Source organism: Brevundimonas sp. SL161 (assembly GCF_049896985.1).
Lineage (GTDB): Bacteria > Pseudomonadota > Alphaproteobacteria > Caulobacterales > Caulobacteraceae > Brevundimonas.
Genome location: NZ_JAFCVJ010000011.1, coordinates 84,622 through 100,039, shown reverse-complemented (window position 1 = coordinate 100,039; position 15,418 = coordinate 84,622). Strand labels below are relative to the sequence as shown.

The 15,418-nt window shown below is 67.8% G+C and carries 12 protein-coding genes; 7 read left to right on the top strand and 5 right to left on the bottom strand.

Annotated elements, in window-relative coordinates; translation table 11 throughout:
* Nucleotides 1-7: 7 nt before the first annotated feature.
* A complete protein-coding gene (locus ACP7AU_RS09940) occupies nucleotides 8-1,480 on the bottom strand; it encodes a tetratricopeptide repeat protein (RefSeq protein WP_426051298.1) in 1,473 nt (490 codons plus the stop codon).
* Between the two features lie 259 nt (nucleotides 1,481-1,739).
* Here ACP7AU_RS09940 and ACP7AU_RS09935 point away from each other — a divergent pair, with 259 nt between their 5' ends.
* The 7 genes from ACP7AU_RS09935 to ACP7AU_RS09905 all read left to right on the top strand — a co-directional run bounded on the left by ACP7AU_RS09935 (nucleotide 1,740) and on the right by ACP7AU_RS09905 (nucleotide 8,544).
* Complete coding sequence (locus ACP7AU_RS09935; protein WP_426036866.1) at nucleotides 1,740-2,231, top strand: GAF domain-containing protein; 492 nt, start codon at nucleotides 1,740-1,742, stop codon at nucleotides 2,229-2,231.
* 43 nt (nucleotides 2,232-2,274) lie between these two features.
* A complete protein-coding gene (locus tag ACP7AU_RS09930) occupies nucleotides 2,275-3,168 on the top strand; it encodes an ROK family protein (RefSeq protein WP_426036864.1) in 894 nt (297 codons plus the stop codon).
* Between the two features lie 55 nt (nucleotides 3,169-3,223).
* Nucleotides 3,224-3,898 carry an SDR family NAD(P)-dependent oxidoreductase gene (locus ACP7AU_RS09925; protein ID WP_426051297.1) on the top strand — a complete coding sequence of 225 codons (675 nt, stop codon included), beginning with the start codon at nucleotides 3,224-3,226 and terminating at the stop codon, nucleotides 3,896-3,898.
* 2 nt (nucleotides 3,899-3,900) lie between these two features.
* Nucleotides 3,901-4,734 (top strand): HpcH/HpaI aldolase/citrate lyase family protein, encoded by an 834-nt coding sequence (locus ACP7AU_RS09920; protein WP_426036860.1) that lies wholly within the window; start codon nucleotides 3,901-3,903, stop codon nucleotides 4,732-4,734.
* Nucleotides 4,735-4,766: 32 nt separating this feature from the next.
* Complete coding sequence (locus ACP7AU_RS09915; RefSeq protein ID WP_426051296.1) at nucleotides 4,767-6,845, top strand: capsular polysaccharide biosynthesis protein; 2,079 nt, start codon at nucleotides 4,767-4,769, stop codon at nucleotides 6,843-6,845.
* A gap of 190 nt (nucleotides 6,846-7,035) precedes the next feature.
* Nucleotides 7,036-8,184, top strand: coding sequence for a beta-ketoacyl-ACP synthase III (locus ACP7AU_RS09910; RefSeq protein ID WP_426036856.1), 1,149 nt, complete (start codon nucleotides 7,036-7,038; stop codon nucleotides 8,182-8,184).
* 99 nt (nucleotides 8,185-8,283) lie between these two features.
* Nucleotides 8,284-8,544: a hypothetical protein gene (locus ACP7AU_RS09905; protein WP_303695313.1), complete on the top strand. Its 261-nt coding sequence runs from the start codon at nucleotides 8,284-8,286 to the stop codon at nucleotides 8,542-8,544.
* Nucleotides 8,545-8,705: 161 nt separating this feature from the next.
* Here ACP7AU_RS09905 and ACP7AU_RS09900 read toward each other — a convergent pair whose 3' ends face one another.
* The 4 genes from ACP7AU_RS09900 to ACP7AU_RS09885 form a co-directional block, all read right to left on the bottom strand.
* A complete protein-coding gene (locus ACP7AU_RS09900; RefSeq protein WP_426051295.1) occupies nucleotides 8,706-9,236 on the bottom strand; it encodes a porin family protein in 531 nt (176 codons plus the stop codon).
* A gap of 157 nt (nucleotides 9,237-9,393) precedes the next feature.
* A complete protein-coding gene (locus ACP7AU_RS09895) occupies nucleotides 9,394-10,269 on the bottom strand; it encodes a 2-dehydropantoate 2-reductase (protein ID WP_426051294.1) in 876 nt (291 codons plus the stop codon).
* A gap of 169 nt (nucleotides 10,270-10,438) precedes the next feature.
* Nucleotides 10,439-13,129, bottom strand: coding sequence for a pyruvate, phosphate dikinase (gene ppdK / locus ACP7AU_RS09890; protein ID WP_426051293.1), 2,691 nt, complete (start codon nucleotides 13,127-13,129; stop codon nucleotides 10,439-10,441).
* A gap of 162 nt (nucleotides 13,130-13,291) precedes the next feature.
* Nucleotides 13,292-15,370, bottom strand: a complete 2,079-nt coding sequence (locus ACP7AU_RS09885) for a catalase (protein WP_426051292.1) — start codon at nucleotides 15,368-15,370, stop codon at nucleotides 13,292-13,294.
* Nucleotides 15,371-15,418: the final 48 nt, after the last annotated feature.

Sequence of the window (15,418 nt, the reverse complement as noted above, 5' to 3'; positions counted from 1 at the left end):
CCCCTCCTTAGCGGCGCTGCGAACGGGAAACCTGGGCCAGGACGGCCTGCAGGCGAGAGGCGGACGGGCCGAAGCCGGCCAGCGCAGAATCGATGCGGGCGGCGACCGCCTCCGCCTTGTCCTGATCCGCGACCCCGGCGACGCCGAGGGCGAAATAGGTCGAGATGGCGAACTTCGCTTCGGGGCTGCCCTGTTTGTCGGCCTGGGAATACCAGTGGAAGGCACGGGCGTAGTCGGGAGGGACGCCGATGCCTTCGGAATACATCACCGCCAGGACCAGCTGGGCCTCGGACGAGCCGTTGACCGCCGCCAACTGGATGGCGCGCACCATCTCCAGATACGACAGCCGCGATTCCATGTTGTGGCCGAGCATCGCCTCCAGCGTCTGGATCTGGCGCGCCGACAGGTCGTTCGGCGCGTTCGCCACGGCCTCGGTCACGCCGAGATAGCGCAGGGCCCGCCCGACGTGGACGAACGGCAACTCCGTCATCCGGCCGAGCGCATATTCGTAGGCGTCGCCGCGCGGACGGCTCTCGTCCGAGAAGGGCACGCCCGAGGCCGGGGCCTGGTTCGGATAGAATTCGTAGGGCGGCACCCACTGGCGCGCCTTGGCCTCGACGAAGGCGCCGTAGCGCGACCGGCCGGGCGAGGACCGTTCGAAATCCTTCAGCAGGACATAGGCCCCGACGTCGCCCGTCTGAACCGCGAGGTAGTTGTAGAGATAGGCGTCGACGTCGTTGCGGGGGAACAGGCTGACGGCCGCATAATAGCCGGTGCGACGGCGATCAGTCTGGCCTCCCGAATTACGGCCCCAGGCCTCGCGCGCCTGGGCGTTGTCCTGGGGCTCGCCGAACGGTCCATAGAGGGCGTCGTGCAGGCGAGCCAGGGCGCGGAACCCCTCCGCATCCTGGGTCGACAGGACGTAGATGATGCGGTTCCGGACCTCGGACTGCTCCTCCATCGTCATGCGGGACAACTGGTTGTCCAGCCGCTCATAGGCGACGTGGCGTTCCCAGGCCCGGCAATCGTCGTAGCGCGACACATTGCGCAGGCCGCCGAAAAAGCCCCCACGATCCGTCCGGTTTATCGGGGCGTAGCCCTCATCATTGGCCAAGGCCATGCCGGTCCAGACCGCGCTCTCGATCGGGTCCTCGATATTCTTGTCGGTGGCTCGCAGCGCCGCATAGCGCGCGCCGAGCTCCAGCTGGGCGAAGAAGTCGCCGCGGAAGGCCGCCCGTCGCAGCTGGCGCATGCCGGCTTCCTGGGCGTTGAACTCGGAGCCGGTGACGGACTGGGGCCGGGGGCAGGCGTTGGCGGTCGCGTTGTCATCCTTGCGCCAGAAAGCCACACCCGGGTCACTGCAACTGGCGACGGCGCCGGCGGTCACGGCCAGGGCGACGATAACGGCGACGGCCGTGATCGGCCCCCGCAGGCGCGAGCCTCGCGAGCGGTCGTCATCTCTGGCGTCGCGTTCGCGCATCCCTCACCCCGTTCCCACGCAGCCGTACAGCGGCTTGGCGTTAACCATTTCCCAAACCATCGGTTTGGTCCAGTGAACTTCCGACCATGGTTAACGCTGTTTTGCGACAAAGCGTTGCCGCAACGGGGACAGAATCCCGTGCGCTCACAGTTAGTTCAAAGACAACATCGACTTACGCCTGATTGGCAGACTCTCCCTCGCGCTCGCCTACCCCGCGGCCTATATGCCGTGCCCGCCCATCGCACCCGCTGGAGCCCGCATGTCCCACGTCGCCCGCGACGACCGCCCCGCCGACAAGGCCGCACGTTATGCCGAGGTCGAGGCCGAGATCCTGGCGGTGCTGGATGGCGAGCCGAACACAACCGCTCGGATGGCCACCGTGGGGTCGATGCTGGCCGACGCCTTCGAGGACTATTTCTGGGCCGGATTCTATGTCGTCGACCCGACGAAGGCGCGGGAGCTGGTGGTCGGGCCGTATCAGGGGACGTTGGGTTGTCTGCGAATCGCATTTGGACGTGGGGTCTGCGGGACGGCGGCAGAGACGCGCCAGACCCAGCTGGTTGAGGACGTCCACGCCTTCCCCGGCCATATCGCCTGCGACGGGCGGTCGGAAAGCGAGATCGTGGTGCCCGTGATCGACCGTTCGGGCGAACTGATCGCCGTGTTCGACGTCGATGCGACTCGCAAGGCGGCGTTCGACGCGACGGACGCCGAGGCTCTGGAACGGTTGCTGGGGAAGGTGTTCGGCTGACAGTCCCTCTCCTTCCGGCAGAGGGTTCTGGTAGATGAGTCCCATGCGTATCGGGATCGACTTCGGCGGAACCAAGATCGAGGCGGTGGGCCTGGGCGCTGAGGGCGCGATCCTGGCCCGGAAACGCGTGCCCAATCCCGGAGCCTATGACGCCGCCATCGACGCGGTCGCCGGGCTGGTCGCCTTCATCGAGAGCGAGAGCGGGCGCACCGGCACCATCGGCATGGGAACCCCGGGCTCGAGGTCGCCTCGCACCGGGCTGATGCGGAATTCCAACTCCACCTATCTGAACGGGCGGCGGTTCGGCGACGACCTGGAAGCCCGGCTGGGGCGGCCGGTTCGTCTGGCCAACGACGCCAACTGCCTGGCCCTGTCGGAGGCGACCGACGGCGCGGCGGCGGGGGCCAAGGTCGCCTTCGCCATCATTATCGGCACCGGCTGCGGCGGCGGGCTGGTGGTCGACGGATCGCTGGTACAGGGCGTGGGCGGGGTCGCGGCCGAGATCGGCCACATCGGCCTGCCCTGGCCGAGCGCCGAAGAGGCGCCTGGGCCGAAATGCTGGTGCGGCCTACACGGGTGCCTCGAGACCTGGGTTTCAGGATCGGGCCTTCAGCGGGATCATCTCGAGCGGACGGGCCAGGCGCTGGATGCGCCGGGGATCGTGGCGGCCGTGCGTTTGGGCGAGGCGGCGTCGGTGGAGAGTCTGGACCGCTACGTCGATCGGCTGGGCCGGGCGATCGCCATGGTCACCAACCTTGTCGATCCCGATGTGTTCGTGCTGGGCGGGGGAATGTCGAACGTCACCGAGCTGTACGAGCGGCTTCCGGCGGTCGTGGAGCGCTACGCCTTTTCCGATCAGTGGGCCGGGCGGATCGCGCCGGCGGTCTGGGGCGATGCCTCCGGCGTGCGCGGGGCGGCGCGGTTGTGGGCGCTCTGATTTCCCTCTCCCGGTGGGAGAGGGGGCGCGCTAAGTCACCTCCAGGGAGACACTCATGACCAACCGCACCCTCGTCGTCACCGGCGGCCACGGAATTCTGGGCAGGGCCGTCGTCGAGGCCGCGCTGGCCCAGGGGCTGAACGTCGCCCTGATCGACCACGCCGCGGGCAAGGCGCCGGACGGGGCGCTGGAGATCGGCGGGGTCGACCTGACCGACGCGGGTGCGACCGGCGCGGCGATCGCAAAGGTCGTGGAGCGGTTCGGCGGCATCGACGCCCTGCTCAACATCGCGGGCGGCTTCGTCTGGCAGACCACCGACGACGCCCATCCGGCCTGGGACAAGATGTTCGCCCTGAACCTGACCACCGCACTGAACGCTTCGCGGGCCGCCCTGCCCCATCTGAAGGCGTCGGCGGAGGGCCGGATCGTCAATGTCGGGGCCAACGGCGCGCTCAAGGCGGCGGCGGGAATGGGCGCCTACGGGGCGTCGAAGTCGGCGGTACACCGGCTGACCGAGGCCTTGGCCGAAGAGCTGAAGTCGACCTCGGTCACCGTCAACGCCGTCCTGCCCTCGATCCTCGACACGCCGCAGAACCGCGCGGACATGCCCGACGCCAATCCGGCGAACTGGGTTCAACCCTCCGATCTGGCCGAGGTGATGCTGTTCCTCGCCTCGCCCGCCTCACGCGCCATGACCGGCGCGCTGGTGCCGGTCACCGGCCGGGTCTGAGCGTGGACGCCCCCCGCAGCCTGCTGTTCCTGCCCGCTTCCAATCCGCGCGCCGTCAAGAAGGCGCGCGGCCTGAGCTGTGATCTGGCGGTTCTGGACCTGGAGGATGCGGTCGCGCCGGAGATGAAGGCCGAGGCGCGGGCCGCTGCGGTCGCCGCCGTGAAGGCCGGCGGCTTCAAGGGCGCGGTCGGGGTGCGGGTCAATGCGCTGGGGACCGACTGGGGCGAGACCGATCTGGAGGCTCTGGCCGGGCTCCCTCTGGACTGGATCATCGCACCCAAGGTCGAGGAGCCGGGCCTGATCGACGCCTATGACGCGCGCATGGATGAAGGCGTGCGGCTGTGCGCCATGATCGAAACGCCCCGGGCGCTGCTGAATTTCGCGCACATCGCGGCGGCGGGAGGGCCATTGAAGGCGCTGATGCTGGGGGCCAACGACCTCGCGGCGACGCTGGGGACCGGGCCTTCGCAGGATCGCGAACCCCTGAAGCCCTGGCTGGCGGCGACGGTGGCGGCGGCGAGGGCCAACGGGCTGGCGGCGATCGACGGGGTGTTCAACGGTCTGAGCGACCCGGAGGGGCTGGCGGCCGAGTGCGCTCAGGGCCGCCTGTATGGTTTCGACGGCAAGAGCCTGATCCACCCGAACCAGATCGAAGCGGCCAACGCGGCCTTTGCTCCGAGCCCGGACGAGATTACGCAGGCGCAGGCTATCGTCGATGCCTTCGCCGCTCCGGGGGCGGAGGGATCGGGCGCGATCCGCCTCGCCGACGCCATGGTCGAGCGCCTTCATCTCGCACGCGCACAGGCGCTGCTGGCGCGCGCCGCCGCGAGCCGATAGAGCGATAGCCGAGCTCGGCGAAAGCGTAACGGTTGCAACACCCTGTCCCCCTCAGCACTGACGCACGCGGCGGTTCGCCCCGGCGGACCTGGGTCTGTTCTCCGGGCATCCTTGACGTTCCATTCCTGCGGACCTTCCTGCCTGAGCTCGATCTGAAGGCCAGCCCGTTCGCGGCCGTAGACGCCATCGTGGGCTGGGGCCTGAAGCCGACGTCGACCGTCGGCCGCAAGCGGGCCGAGAGCCGGAACCTGCCCTATCTGGCGCTCGAGGACGGGTTCCTGCGCTCCATCGGCCTGGGCGAGACCGGGGCGGCGTCACTGAGCCTGATCGCCGACGACATCGGGGTCTATTACGATGCGACCCGGCCCTCGCGACTGGAACGGCTGATTGAGACGGCGCCGGAGTGGTGCGACGCCGGGATGCGCGCGCGGTCGGCGGCGCTGATCTACAAGGTGGTGGCCTCAGGCCTGTCCAAAACCAACATGGGCGGCCCGCTGGACCGGTCGATTTTGAAGCCCGGGCCCCGTATCCTGCTCGTCGATCAGACGGAGGGCGATGCCTCGATCGGCTATGGGCTGGCGGGGCCGCAGAGCTTCGCCGACATGGTGCGAACGGCCAGGACGGAACGGCCCGACGCCCAGCTGATCGTCAAGCGTCACCCCGCCGTGGCGGCGGGAAAGAAGAAGGGCTGTATCGCCGAAGCGGGCCTGACCGGCGTGACCTTGCTGGATACAGACGTTCGGCCGGTTGAGCTTCTGGCCGAGGTGGATGAGGTCTGGTGCGTGACCTCCGCATTGGGATTCGAGGCCCTGTTGCGGCGCCTGCCTGTCCGCTGTTTCGGCGCCCCCTTCTATTCGGGATGGGGGCTGACGACCGATGAGGTCCAGACCGGACGACGCGGGGTCGCGCGCGACCTGGAGACCGTCGCCGCCGCCGCCCTGATCGCCTACCCCCGCTACGTCGACCCCGTGACTGGCCGACGCTGCGAGGCCGAGGCCGCGGTGGATCGGCTGATTTCGTTGCGGGACCGGGCCGAGCGGCTGGCGGGCTACTGGGCGGGGGTCGGTTTCTCGCCGGCCAAACGCCCGCCGATCCGGCGGCTGCTGAACGGCCCGCGCACGACGATGAAGTATTTCTCCTCCGCCAGCAGAGCGGCGGCGAAGGCCGAGGAGAACGGCGGGCGGCTGATCTACTGGGCGGGCAAGGAGACGCCGGAGATCGCGGGTGTCGCAGAGACCACGACCGCGCCCGTCGTGCGGATGGAGGATGGTTTCATCCGCTCGCGCGGGCTGGGCTCGGACTTCTTCGGGGCGCTCAGCGTCGCCCTGGATGACGAGGGCGTCTACTACGACCCGAGCCGGCGCTCGCGGCTGGAGAGCCTGATCGAGGCTGGCGCGCAGTCGCCCGTTCTGGAGGCGCGCGCGGCCGTCCTGCGCCGGCGCGTCGTCGAGGCCGGCCTGTCGAAATACAATCTCGCGGGCGGTTCTGCGCGGCCGGACTGGCCGAAGGACCGTCGCAAGGTGCTGGTCGTCGGCCAGGTCGAGAACGACAAGTCGATCCTCAAGGGCTGCGGCGACATCCGCACCAACTCCGGCCTGGCCGAGGCGGCGCGGGCGGACTTCCCTGACGCCTTCCTGATCTATCGCAACCATCCCGACGTCATGAGCGGCAACCGGCCCGGAATGCTGGAAGCCTCAGCCATCCATGCCGTGGACGCGACGGCGGACGGCTTCGACATCATCGACTGTCTGGAAGCCTGCGACGTGCTGGCGACCCTGACGTCCCTGTCGGGGTTCGAGGCCCTGCTGCGCGGCAAGACCGTGGCGACCTATGGCCGACCCTTCTACGGCGGCTGGGGACTGACGCAGGATAGGATGACCTACGAGCGCCGGACGCGCCTGGCGAGCCTGGACGCACTCGTGGCCGCCGCCCTGATCGAGTACCCGATCTATGTCACGCCGGAGGGCTGGCCCTGCGAGGCCGAGGATCTGGTGACCGCCTTGATCGCCGCCCGAAACGACCCTCCGCCAGAGGCGCCGCCGCACCAGATCGCGCGCTGGTGCAAGGGCATCCTCGCCAGTCTCGACCGACGCCCCCCACCGGCCTATTGAAGGTTCACGCAGAGGCCCAATCTACATTGGGTCCCTTCTCACCGTGCACCCCGGCGAAGGCCGGGGTCCAGATGGCATTCCCGGTTCCAGGGTCAGTGTTTCCAATGCTGCTCCAACCGTTCGAGCCTGTGATCTGGACCCCGGCCTTCGCCGGGGTGCACGGGGGGATGAAACAGGAAACGCACCACTCGTGACCCACGCCGTCATCGCCGCCACCGGCCTGTTCACTCCTGAACAGTCGATCTCGAACGCCGAACTGGTGGAGGCCTACAACGCCTGGGCCCAGCGCTGGAACAGGGATCATGCCCTGCAGATTGCCGAGGGCGATGTCGCCGCCCTGACGCCCTCCTCGGTCGAGTTCATAGAGAAGGCGTCCGGGATCAAGAGCCGGTTCGTCCTCGACAAGACCGGCGTACTCGACCCCGAACGGATGGCGCCGCGCATCCCCGAGCGTGGCAACGACGAACTGTCGATCATGGCCGAAATGGCCGTCAAGGCCGCGCGTCAGGCGATCGAGGCCTGGGGCAAGCCGGTCTCGGAGATCGGCGCGGTCCTGTGCGCCGCCTCCAACATGCCCCGCCCCTATCCGGCCCTGGCGGTCGAGGTGCAGCAGGCACTGGGCATCGAGGGCTTCGGCTTCGATATGAACGTGGCCTGCAGTTCGGCGACCTTCGGCATCAAGACGGCGGCGGACTTCATAGCCGGCGGCTCGGTCAAGGCCGTCCTGATGGTCAACCCCGAGGTCTGTTCGGCGCACCTGAACTTCACCGACCGCGACAGCCACTTCATCTTCGGCGATGTCTGCACCGCCGTAATCGTAGAGAGCTCGGACACCGCCGGGCCCGGCGGCTGGGACGTTCTGGGCACGCGGCTGAAGACCGTCTTCTCAAACAACATCCGCAATAATTTCGGCTTCCTGAACCGCTGGGCGCTGGAGACGGGCGCCGCTTCTGGGGGCGACCGGACCGCCGGCCAGCAGGACGACAAGCTGTTCATCCAGCAAGGCCGTAAGGTCTTCAAGGACGTGGTGCCGATGGTCTCGGAGATGATCATCGACCACGCGGGAGACCTGGGCATCGAGCCCACCGGCCTGAAGCGGATGTGGCTGCACCAGGCCAACATCAACATGAACCAGATGATCGGCCGCAAGGTCCTGGGCCGCGACCCCGCCGAGGACGAGAACATCATCATCCTGGACGAATACGCCAACACCTCCTCGGCGGGATCGATCATCGCCTTCCACCTGCATCACGACGGGATCGCGGCGGGGGAGACGGGACTGATCTGCAGCTTCGGCGCGGGCTATTCGGCCGGGACCGTGTTCGTCAGGAAGCGCTGATCACGAAGTGATGACCCGGCGAACATCGGCATAGCTTGCGCCTGCTGCGGGAGTCTGGGAGGTATTCGCAACCAGACGCCGAGCGGCACGGAGTCCCCGATGAGCCAAGCGCCCGCCAAACCCAATTTCCTGGAAGCCCTCGCACGAGACGTCGCGATGGTGCTGAAATCGCTCGGCGGTTCGGCGCACCAGAACGTCGTCATAGACTGTGTCGCGGCCCTGAAGCGTCAGCGCGGCGAACCCGTGACCCAGGACCTGAGGCAGGCGGTGGTCGAGGCCTTCGAACGTTATTCGGAATGGTTCACCCGGCCGTTTGGCGACGGGTCGATGCGCTGGGCGCTGATCGCAGAGCCAGGCTGACGCCGATTGTCTCCTCCCTGTCGCGCAGCGATGGAGAGGTGGCAGCGAGCCCCTTGCGAGCTGACGGAGGGGTTCTTCGCACCGCAAGATCCCCTCCGCCTCTCCGCTTCGCTGCGAGCCACCTCCCCACGCCTTCGGCGCAGGGAGGAGACGGCCTTTTATTAGAAACGACGCACGTAGCTGACGCCGTAGGTGTCGATTTCGCCGCCGTTGTCGTCGGTGAAGTCGCGGCGGGTCCAGTCGGCGCGCAGGCCGTTCTGGGCGTTCAGATAGTAGGTGCCGCCGACGCCGTAGTTGACGCTTTCGCCGTCTTCCTGGGCGCTGACGCCGGCGATGTCGGCCTTGATCGAGGTGGTGCCGTAGCCGACCCGGCCGAACAGTTCGAAGTTCGGGCTCACCGGCACGACGCCCACGGCATAGAGGGCGGCGTCATAGTCATGTTCCACCGAGCCGTTCACGCCGGCCACGGTTATGTCGTCGTCCTTGACGCCGATGGAGGCTTCGCCTTCGACGGCGAAGTTCGGGTGCAGACGGGCGGTGGCCCGACCCGTGATCGCGCCGAGATCGACGTTGTCGCCGTCCAGCGCGGTGTATCCGACCGAACCCGACCACTGAGGCGAGGAAACGGTCTGGGCCATTGCCGGAACAGCGAACAGTGAAATGGCGGCGGTTGCGAGAAGAATGTTACGCATAGTTTCTTTAACTCCGAGATGCGGGACTGTTGTCCCGGCCCCATCCAGCGAGAGCTCAAGTATGTATAGAGCAGGGCCGTTCCAAGGCCCGCTCATTACACGATGGCAACTGTGCGCGACGAAGCACAGACGGCGTTATACTGGCCGCTTTGCTGCCCTATTTCGTCGCTGACAGCAGGGTCGCGGCCATGGCGTTCAACGGAGCGGGGATGCCATGCGCCGCGCCCAGACGGGCAATGACGCCGTTGCGGGCGTCCCACTCCATCGGCCGACCCGCCAGACGATCGCCGAGCAGGGAGTTCACGGAGTCCGGCGGGGAGGTCTCGGCCCGCTCGACGACCCAGTCGGGAATATGGTCGCCCAGATCCGCCCCGACCGCCCGACCGACCAGGACGCATTCGCGCACCATGGCCCGGATGAGGTCGGCGACGCCCGCCTCGCGCACCACCCCGCCCGGCAGACCGGTCAGCGCGTTGACCGCGCCGGCGCAGTTCAGGGCCAGCTTGGTCCATGCGACGGTGGTGAAGTCGTCGGTGGTCGAGGCGGCAATGACGCTTTCGGCAAACAGGGCGGCGAAGGCCTCGCCCGCCTCCCCGGCCGGGACGACGATCGTTCCGTCGCGGCGGTGCTGGATGCGGCCAGGGGCGCTGCGCTCGGCCGGAATATCGACGACGACGGGCACGATCCGGTCGGCGGCGATGAACGGGGCGAACCGTTCGACGTGTTCGACGCCGTTCTGGAGCACGGCGACATGGGTGTCGGGGCCGACCAGCGGAGCCAGCCAGCGTGAGGCGGCGGCGACGTCATAGGTCTTGGTGGCGACCATGACCCAATCGACGGGGGCGACGATTTCAGAGGGTTTGATGACGACGCGGGGGCTGGCCTCGATCAGGCGCCCGTCGGGGGCCTCGGCCACCAGCCGGTCGAGCGGGGTGCGGGCGCACAGGGTGACCGACGAGACGAACGGGCTGTGAGACAGCCAGGCCGCGACCGTGCCGCCGATGGCGCCCGGGCCGACGACGGCGATTCTCACGCTTCCTTCTCCCCTTGCGGGAGAAGGTGGCAGCCGAAGGCTGACGGATGAAGGGTCACACAGACGGTCGGGATGGGATTTGGCAACTCTGACCTCCAGTGTTGGAGTGACCCCTCATCCGACCTCGCTGCGCTCGGCCACCTTCTCCCGCAAGGGGAGAAGGAAGCGTCTACCGATCCTTTTCGCGGGCCTCGGCGCCGCGCGCGACCAGGGCCGCCTGGGCCGCCGCCAGACGCGCGATCGGCACGCGATAGGGCGAACAGCTGACGTAGTCGAGGCCGACGGTCTCGCAGAAGGCGATCGAGGACGGGTCGCCGCCGTGCTCGCCGCAGATCCCCATCTTGATGCCCGGACGCGCCGCCCCGCCCCGCTCGGCGGCGATACGGATCAGGTCGCCGACCCCGTCCTGGTCGAGGCGGACGAAGGGATCGGTCTCGAAGATGCCCTTGTCCATATAGGCCTGCAGGAAGCGGCCGGAGTCGTCCCGGCTGATGCCGAAGGTCGTCTGGGTCAGGTCGTTGGTGCCGAAGGAGAAGAACTCGGCGTGTTCGGCCAGGTCCCCGGCGCGCAGGGCCGCGCGGGGCAGTTCGATCATGGTGCCGACCAGATAGTCGACGCTGTCGCCGGCCTTGGCGAAGACATCGCGGGCCACACGGTCAGTCAGCTCGCGGAGATATTTCATCTCCAGACCCATGGCGACCAGCGGGTGCATGATCTCCGGGATCGGGGCCTCGGCGGCGGTCTTCTTCACCTCCAGCGCGGCCTCGAGGATGGCCCGCACCTGCATCTCGTAGATCTCGGGATAGGCGACGCCCAGACGGCAGCCGCGGTGGCCGAGCATCGGATTGGTCTCGTGCAGTTCGCGGGCGCGGCGCTTCAGCTTGGCGGCGTCGATGCCCGAGGTCGCCGCCAGGGCGTCGATGTCCTCGTCCGTGTGCGGGATGAACTCGTGCAGCGGCGGGTCGAGCAGGCGCACGGTGACCGGCAGGCCGGCCATGATGGTGAACAGCTCGACGAAGTCCGACTTCTGGAACGGCTCGATCTTGTTCAGCGCCGTGCGGCGGCCGGCCTCGTCGTCGGCCAGGATCATCTCGCGCACGGCGGCGATCCGGGCCTCGTCGAAGAACATGTGCTCGGTCCGGCACAGGCCGATGCCCTCGGCCCCGAAGCCCCGCGCGGTGCGGGCGTCCAGCGGGGTCTCGGCATTGGCGCGCACCCGCAGGCGACGGACCTTGTCGGCCCAGGCCATCAGGGTCTGGAAATCGCCGGTCAGCTCGGGCTCGATCATGGCCACGGCGCCGTCCAGAACCTCGCCCTTCGACCCGTCGATGGTGATGATCTCACCCGCCTTGAAGACGCGACCGCGCGCAGTGAAGGTCTGGGCCTTCTCGTCGATGTGGATCTCGCCGGCGCCGGAGACGCAGGGGCGGCCCATGCCGCGAGCGACCACAGCCGCGTGGCTGGTCATGCCGCCGCGCGCCGTGACGATCCCGCGCGCTGCATGCATGCCGTGAATGTCCTCCGGCGAGGTCTCCTCACGCACCAGAATCACGGCGTCGCCGAGCTGGTTCAGCCGTTCGGCCTCGTCGGCGTCGAAACAGACCTTGCCGGTGGCGGCCCCCGGGCTGGCAGGCAAACCAGCGGCCACGACGTGGCGGGTCGCGTTGGGATCGAGCGTCGGGTGCAGCAGCTGGTCGAGCGCCGAGGGCTCGACCCGGCTGATGGCCTCTTCCTGGGAAATCACCCCCTCGGCAGCGAGGTCGACGGCGATCTTTAGCGCCGACTTGGCGGTGCGCTTGCCGTTGCGGGTCTGCAGCATCCACAGCCGGCCCTGTTCGACCGTGAACTCGATGTCCTGCATGTCGCGATAGTGGCGTTCCAGGGTGCCGACCACATCCACGAACTGGGCGAAGACCACGGGCATGGCCTCTTCCATCGAGGGGGCGGTCTCGCCCATTTCCTCGCGGCCGGCGGTGGTCAGGGACTGGGGCGTGCGGATGCCGGCGACGACGTCCTCGCCCTGGGCATTGATCAGGAACTCGCCGTAGAGTTTCGATTCGCCGGTCGAGGGGTTACGGGTGAAGGCGACGCCTGTGGCCGAGGTCTCGCCCATATTGCCGAACACCATCGACTGGATGTTGACGGCCGTGCCCCAGCTTTCGGGGATGTCGTGCATGCGGCGATAGAATTTCGCCCGGTCGTTCATCCAGCTGGCGAAGACGGCCGAGACCGCGCCCCACAGCTGTTCGTGCGGGTCCTGCGGGAACGGCTTGCCCAGCTCGCGTTCGACGACGATCTTGTATTCTGCGACGACCTTTTCCCAGTCGGCGGCCGACAGGTCGGTGTCGACGGTGACGCCCAGACGGTCCTTGTGGTCGTCCAGAACCTCCTCGAAATCGTCGTGGGACAGGCCGAGGACCACGTTCGAATACATGGTGATGAAGCGGCGATAGGAGTCGAAGGCGAAGCGGCGATCGCCCGACAATCTGGCCAGGCCCTCGACCGTCTCGTCATTGAGGCCGAGGTTCAGGACCGTGTCCATCATCCCCGGCATGGAGGCGCGGGCGCCGGAGCGGACCGAGACCAGCAGCGGGTTCGAGGCATCGCCGAAGGTCTTTCCGACCACCGATTCTACGGTCTTCAGACCGGCGGCGACCTGTTCGGCGAGATCGGCGGGATAGGCATTGGCGTTCGAGAAATAGTGGACGCAGGCCTCGGTCGTGATGGTGAAGCCCGGCGGCACCGGCAGGCCCAGCCTGGCCATCTCGGCGAGGTTTGCACCCTTGCCGCCGAGCAGGTTCTTCATCGACGCATCGCCGTCGGCGGACCCGCCGCCGAAGCCGTACACCCACTGAGTCATCGGTAGTCCTTTGAAGTCGTGTCGTGACCGGCGGGTTGACCCCGCTCGCGTGCGGCCTTGACTACAATGCTGCGGACGCGAAGGCGAGGCCGGGCTGTAACAAAGGGTGATGGGTTGTTTGGGTTCCGGCGTCTCCCGGGCAAGAGACGCCGGAATCCAACATCAGGCCAGCATGCGGACCTTGGGCTCGCGGTCCCACTGGCGCGTGGCCGCAGGAGCCAGCCAGGCCTCGGCGCCATCCGCCAGATCGACGACGCCGTCGTCCGCCTCCACATTGGCCTTGTCCAGCAGGGCCTGAGCCTCCGCCGTGAACCCGATGGCCTTCAGGTGGCCGAAGGCGTGGGCCACGAAGTCGATGGCGGCCCCCACCTTCGCCAGTTCGGCGCAACCGGCCTCGGACAGGACCAGAGCCACGGCGTCGAACACCACCGAAGGCGTGCCGGCCAGCTGGCCGTCGGCCTTGAGCTTCTTGCCGCCTTTCAGGGTCACGCCGCCGATCTTGGGGGCCACGATCTTGACCGTCGCGCCCGCGCCTTCGGCCGCTGCCTTGACGGCGTCGATGACTGCGCCGTCCGCGCCGTCGGTGACAAGGATGCCGACTGCACGGCCTTTCAGGGTGTCCGGATATTTGCCGACGATCCGCAGGGCCGGCGAGGCGTCCATGTCACAGGGCGCGCTGGCGGCCGGATTGGCGGCGGGCAGTTTGACGTTCAGGCCGTCGGCGACGCGTTGGGCCAGGGCCGCGTCCACGTTCTGGAGGTTGCCCAGCACCCGGTCGCGGACATGGTCCATCGTCACCTTGGACAGTTCGAACACCAGGGCGCTGGCGAGGTGGGCCTGTTCGATGTCGGTCTGGCTGAGGAAGAACAGCCGCGCCTGCGAATAGTGATCGGCGAAGGTCTCGGCGCGGATTCGGATCTTGGTCCCCTCGACCGGCTGCTCGAACGAGCGGAAGCCGCCCTTCGGATCCTCGCGCGGACCGCCGTCCTCTCCGGCCTGCGACAGACTGTTGGGCTCGTAGTTGGCGCGGCCCTTGGGCACGGCCATCTGCATCTGTCCGTCGCGCTGCATGTTCTGGAACGGGCAGCCCTTGGCTTGATTGATCGGCAGCTGGTGGAAGTTGACCGTTCCCAGACGCGACAGCTGGGTGTCCTGATAGGAGAACAGCCGGCCCTGCAGCAGCGGGTCCTCCGAGAAGTCGATGCCCGGCGGGATGTTGGTGGGCAGGAAGGCGACCTGTTCGGTCTCGGCGAAGAAGTTGTCCGGGTTGCGGTTCAGCGTCATCTTGCCGATGACCCGCAGGGGATACAGTTCCTCGGGGATCAGCTTGGTAGAATCCAGCACGTCGAACGGCAGGGCGTCGGCCTGTTCCTGCGTCAGCAGCTGGACCGCCAGATCCCAGTCGGGGAAGTCGCCCGCGTCGATGGCCTCGAACAGGTCGCGGCGGTGAAAGTCCGGGTCGGCGCCGGCGATCTTGACCGCCTCGTCCCAACAGGTCGACTGCGTGCCGAGACGCGGCCGCCAGTGGAACTTGACCAGGGTCGCCTCGCCCGCCGCATTGACCAGCCGGAAGGTGTGGACGCCGAAGCCCTCGATCATGCGCAAGGATCGCGGAATGGTCCGGTCCGACATGGCCCACATAATCATATGGGTGCTCTCGGGCATCAGGCCGATGAAGTCCCAGAAGGTGTCGTGAGCCGACGCCGCCTGCGGATAGCCCCGGTCGGCCTCCATCTTCACCGCATGGATCAGGTCGGGGAACTTGATGGCGTCCTGAATGAAGAAGACCGGGATGTTGTTGCCGACGAGGTCCCAGTTGCCTTCGGTGGTGTACATCTTGACCGCGAAGCCGCGCACGTCGCGGGGCGTGTCGACCGAACCGGCGCCGCCGGCGACGGTCGAGAAGCGGGTGAACAGCTCGGTCTGCTTGCCGACCTCGGTCAAGATTTTCGCCGTGGTGTAGTCGGCGAGGCTCTCGGTCAGTTCGAACACGCCGTGGGCGGCCGAGCCGCGCGCGTGGACGATCCGCTCGGGGATCCGCTCATGGTCGAAATGCTGGATCTTCTCGCGCAGGACGAAGTCTTCCAGCAGATGCGGCCCGCGCGGACCGGCCGACAGGGTGTTCTGATTGTCGCTGACGGGGACGCCGTGATTGGTCGTAAGCCGGGTCTCCGGCGTCGAGGCGGTCTGATGGGTCTCGCCGGCGGCGCCGGGGATGGTGGAGGTTTTGGTCGTGGGCATGAGGGCGTCCTGACTGCGGGTTGCCGTCGGAACGCGCGGGTATGCTCA